The organism is Massilia sp. CT11-108 (assembly GCF_047302915.1).
Classification (GTDB): domain Bacteria; phylum Pseudomonadota; class Gammaproteobacteria; order Burkholderiales; family Burkholderiaceae_D; genus Telluria; species Telluria orientalis.
This window is the reverse complement of the sequence record NZ_JBKYMO010001286.1, coordinates 1-406: the sequence shown is the minus strand read 5'-3', so window position 1 is coordinate 406 and position 406 is coordinate 1. Positions and strand designations below refer to the sequence as shown.

The window sequence follows — 406 nt, the reverse complement described above, 5'->3', positions numbered from 1 at the left end:
AGCACCTTGCGCACGGCGATCTCGCGCTGGCGCGCCAACGTCCGCACGGTGGCCAAATTGACATAGTTGGTCGCAGCCAGCAGCAGCACCAGCAGGGCGACGGCGGCCAGGCCGATCACACCCTGGCGGTTGCCGTGCACGGCGAGGATGTCGTTCAGGTCGCCGCCACCGTGGCGGCATTGAACATCCCATCCAGCTTGCGCTGCACGAGGTCGGCAAAGACCGGCAGCAGCAGCCACGCGAGCAGCAGGCCGAGGACCGTCGCGATCAGGCAGACCAGCACCGACTCGGCCAGGAACTGGCGCGCAACGGCCTGCGCCGACGCGCCCAGCACCTTGCGCACGGCGATCTCGCGCTGGCGCGCCAACGTCCGCACGGTGGCCAAATTGACATAGTTGGTCGCAGC

The 406-nt window shown here is 68.5% G+C and carries 1 pseudogene; it reads right to left on the bottom strand.

From position 1 onward, the window contains the following. Nucleotides 1–163: 163 nt before the first annotated feature. Nucleotides 164–406 (bottom strand): annotated as a pseudogene (locus ACEN88_RS34435) (ABC transporter permease); the annotation flags it as partial.